3 protein-coding genes are annotated in these 4,590 nt (G+C 63.7%); all 3 read right to left on the reverse strand.

What is annotated here, in order from left to right; genetic code table 11:
• Positions 1 to 48 precede the first annotated feature (48 nt).
• The 3 genes from AC1P6P_RS08745 to istA all read right to left on the reverse strand — a co-directional run bounded on the left by AC1P6P_RS08745 (position 49) and on the right by istA (position 4,478).
• Positions 49 to 1,821, reverse strand: coding sequence for a thiamine pyrophosphate-binding protein (locus tag AC1P6P_RS08745; protein WP_481402055.1), 1,773 nt, complete (start codon positions 1,819 to 1,821; stop codon positions 49 to 51).
• Positions 1,822 to 2,182: 361 nt separating this feature from the next.
• Complete coding sequence (istB, locus tag AC1P6P_RS08750) at positions 2,183 to 2,962, reverse strand: IS21-like element helper ATPase IstB (RefSeq protein WP_481402054.1); 780 nt, start codon at positions 2,960 to 2,962, stop codon at positions 2,183 to 2,185.
• Positions 2,952 to 4,478 (reverse strand): IS21 family transposase, encoded by a 1,527-nt coding sequence (gene istA, locus AC1P6P_RS08755; protein WP_481402056.1) that lies wholly within the window; start codon positions 4,476 to 4,478, stop codon positions 2,952 to 2,954. The genes istB and istA overlap by 11 nt, the downstream gene beginning before the upstream one ends.
• Positions 4,479 to 4,590: the final 112 nt, after the last annotated feature.

Raw genomic sequence — 4,590 nt, forward strand, 5'->3', positions numbered from 1 at the left:
CCGGAAGCCAGCGCTTCCGGGGGCGTTTCTCTTGCCCGGCAAATGGCATCAGTAGCCGCTGGCGGATTCCTTCGCCGCACCGCTCTTGGCGTTATTGACCATCGGGCTGGCATTATCGCCTTCCTCGCCATACCAGGTGCGGAATTCGGCAAAGCCCGGCACCTCTGCGAAGTTACTGTTGATCGACGGATCAACCACGACATGGACCACGGCCGGCTTCCCGCAAGCCAGGGCGCGCTGCATGGCCGGGGCGATATCCTCCACCCGATCGACATATTCGCCGTGAGCACCGAAGCTTTCCGCCGTCTTGTCGAAGCGGACCGCCCGGTTCCAGCGGGCCTCGGGGATCGGCGTATTCTCGCCAAAGTTCGCCTTGTAGGACGCCTCCTCCAGGCCCCAGGCGTAATCGACCGACACGACGCAAACCACCGGCAGGTTCTTGCGGACGGCGGTCTCCAGTTCGCCGATGTGGAACAGGAAGGATGAATCGCCGGTCAGCAGCACCACCGGCCGGTCCGGCACCGCCAGTTTCGCGCCCAGCGCATAGGACAGGCCGGTGCCGATGGCTCCATAGTTCGAATTCCACATCGCATCCAGCGGCTTCACCTGCAAGGCCGCCTGGAACCACATCGAGGCGGCGCCACCATCGCGCACGATCACCGTTTCTCGCGGGAGCACCCGGGTTGCTTCCACCGCCAGGACGCCGGTGTGGATCGGCTGGGAATGGGTGGGAAGCTTCCCGATCAGCGCCTGCTTTTCAGCGGCAAGTTGCGCGGACAGCGCCTCGAGATCGACAGGAAGCGGCCGGGCAAGATCGCCCAGCGCAGCGTTGAGCTGGGGAACCACCGCGCGCAAATCGCCCACCAGCGGCACATCGATCGGGCGATTGACGCCGATCGCGGTGGGATCGCGCTCGATATAGATCCACTTGCGGTCGGTTTTGCCCTTGGCCCAGTGGCGGCCGCGGCCATAATGCATGGCCTCGCCAATCTCGGTACCGATCGCCACCACCGCATCGGCGCGGGCGACGATTTCAGATGTGGTTGGGGAGCCATAGGGAAAGGTCCGCTGCTCCATCCCTTCCAGCACCGCCTCCACCGAAACCGTGCTGATGATCGGACAGCCCAGCTTGTTAGCCAGGGTAATGACATCGGCCTGCCCGCGCGAGGCCACCGCGCCCTGTCCCAGCAGGATCACCGGATCGCTGGCCGTCTTCAGGATATCGACGGCCTCGGCAATGGCACGGGTGCCGGCTTCCTGATTGACGAGCCGATAGCGATGCGGCGGCGGTGCGGGCGGCAGGTCCAGCTCGGCGGTCATGATGTGCAGCGGCAGTTCGACATAGGTCGGCCCGGGAACCCCGCTCATCGCCTGGCGGAAAGCCTCCTGCACGATCTCGTCGAGCTGTTCGACATGCTGGACCACCCCGATATACTTCATCACGCCCTCGAACATGGGCGGCTGCTTCATGTGCTGGGTCTTACCGCGCCTTACGCGCTCGTCATAGAAACTGTGGCGCTGAGCCATCAGGAATACGGCCGGAATATTCTCTTTCCGCAGGTAATTGGCACCACTGGCCACATTGGCGACCCCTGGCCCCTTGTTCATGCAGATGACGCCGGGCTTGCCGGTCATGCGATAATAGGCGTCGGCCATCATCGTCGCCGCCGCCTCGTGGTGGGGCGAGACAATCCGCATGCCCTGCTGTTCGGCGGTGATAAACATGCCAAAAAAGCTGGGGTCGGGAATGCCGAAAAGCACATCCACGGATTCCGCCGCCACCAGTTCGACAAGCCTTTCGTGAACCCTGTAGATCGCCATGACACCCTCCTGAAATCCATGAACCTGTCGGGGCAAATGCCAGTTGCCACGCGGTTTGGCTATCGCTGTCCTTGGAAGGCGCCACTTCCCGCCCCGGCGAAGGCCGATTTCTTGCGGCCCGATGCCCGGCCACCGGCGACCCACAAGCAACGCGCCGTTCGGCATGGCCCATCGGTTTTCGGCCAAAACGGGCATCCCACCGAACCATTGAAAACGCTGGTGAGCCCAGCTGGAGCTCATCATTTAGGTAAAAACAATAACTTAAATTGGCTACCCTGTTGATTTCTGCTGAGAGTTGACCCGGGATTTTCATCGAGAAGTGACCCGGGTGGGTGTTATGTCCCGCGCAGCGGGGTTTGGGTCAAGCGGGTGATTTTTCCTTTCTGGATTTGGGGGCAGCGGCGCTGGCCTTGAAGCGGAAGCTGTCGTTTCCGGTCTCGATGATGTGGCAGTGGTGAGTAAGCCGATCGAGCAGAGCGGTAATCATCTTGGCATCGCCGAACACGCCTGCCCACTCGCTGAAGGAGAGGTTTGTGGTGATGACCACGCTGGTGCGCTCGTAGAGTTTGCTGAGCAGGTGGAACAGCAGGGCTCCGCCTGACGGGCTGAACGGCAGATAGCCGAGCTCATCGAGGATGACGAGATCGAGGCGCAGCAGGCGCTCGGCGAGTTGCCCGGCCTTGTTCATGGCCTTTTCCTGCTCGAGAGCGTTGACCAGATCGACCGTGGCAAAGAACCGGACCTTCTTGCGATGATGCTCGACGGCATGAACGCCGAGCGCGGTGGCGAGATGGCTTTTGCCGGTGCCGGGCCCACCGATGAGCACGACGTTGTCGGCATTGTCGGTGAAGTCGCCGCGGTGGAGTTGGCGCACGAGCGCCTCGTTCGCCTCGCTGGCGGCGAAGTCGAAGCCGGCCAGATCCTTGTAGGCCGGGAACCTGGCCGCCTTGATCTGGTAGGCGATCGATCGGACCTCGCGCTCGGCGACCTCGGCCTTGAGCAACTGGGAGAGGATGGGCACGGCAGCATCGAAGGCCGGGGCGCCTTGCTCGGCGAGGTCTCCGGCGGCTTGGGCCATGCCATACATCTTGAGGCTGCGCAGCATGACGACGACGGCGGCGCTGGCGGGATCATGACGCATGGCGCCACCCCCTGCCACGCAGGGCATCATAGCGGGCCACATTGGCCTTGGGCTCGCGGTGCAAGGTCAAGGCCTGCGGCGCGTCAATGGCGACCGGGTTGACCGGCTTGCCGTCGATCAGGCGATGCAGCAGGTTCAGCACATGCGTCTTGGTCGGCAGTCCGGCCTCCAGCGCCAGTTCGACCGCGTACAGCACGGCCTGTTCGTCATGATGCAGGACCAGGGAGAGGATCTCCACCATCTCCCGGTCACCGCCGGGCCGCTTGATCAGGCCGGCCTGGAGACGCCGGAACGGCTCGGGCATCTCGAGGAAGGGAGCGCCATTGCGCAGGGCGCCGGGCTTGCGCTGGACGACCGCCAGATAATGCCGCCAGTCGTAGATCGTCCGCCCCGGGTGATCATGGGAACGCTCGATGATCCGGGCGTGCTCGCACAGGATCTGCCCCTCGGCGGCGATGACGAGCCGCTCCGGGTAGGCCCGCAAGCTCACCCGCTGGTTGGCGAACGATGCCGGCACGCTGTAGCGGATACGTTCGAACGTCACCAGGCAGGTCGGCGATACCCGCTTGGCATGCTCGACAAAGCCGTCGAAGGGCCGGCCCACAGGCATCAGGCAGCCCGCTTCGGCGGCATGCACGTCGGCGATGGAGCCGGGCAGGACGCCATGCTGGATCTGCGCCCAGTGCGCGATGCACCGTTCCTCCAGCCAGGCGTTGAGCGCGTCGATACCGGGGAAGCTGGGGGTGGGCTGCCACAGCCGGTGCCGGGCATCCTGGACGTTCTTCTCGACCTGCCCTTTCTCCCAGCCCGAGGCCGGGTTGCAGAACTCCGCCTCGAACAGGTAGTGGCTGACCATCGCCGCGAACCGGGCGTTGACCTGCCGGGCCTTGCCCGAACCGATCTTGTCGACCGCGGTCTTCATGTTGTCGAAGATCCCGCGCTGCGGCACTCCGCCCAGAACCCGGAACGCCTGGGTCAGCGCATCGAACAGCATCTCGTGGGTCTGGAGCAGATAGGCCCTGACGATGAACGCCCGGCTGTGCGACAGCTTGGTGTGGGCTACCTGCAGCTTGACCACCTTGCCGCCAAGCAGCGCGTAATCCTCGCTCCAGTCGAACTGGAACGCCTCGCCGGGCTGGAATGCCAGCGGCACGAACGTCCCCCGCCCACTGGTCTGCTGATCGCGTTGCCGCTCGAGCTTCCACTCCCTGACAAAGGCCGCAACCCGACCGTAGGAACCGGTGTAGCCCAGAACCGTCAGGTCCGCGTAAAGCTGCTTCGCCGTCCGCTTCTGTTTGCGCGACTTGCCCACTTCGACACGCAGCCAGGCAGTCAACTTCTCGGCGAACGGATCCAGCTTGCTCGGCCGCTCCGGAACCCTGAACTGCGGCACCAAAGTCTCGGCGCGCAGGTACTTGCGGATCGTGTTGCGCGACAATCCCGTCCGCCGCTCAATCTCCCGGATCGGTAGCTCTTCGCGAAAATGCCAACGGCGGATCACACTCAAAAGGTCCATGTCGATCACTCCTCATCCCCCGACCTGTCAGCCAGGGGGAAGGTCAGAACATGGGTCACTTCTCAGTGGAAATTTACGCCCCTCCCGGGTCAACTCTCAGCAGAAATCAACA

It is taken from the genome of Rhizomicrobium sp., from assembly GCF_056722145.1.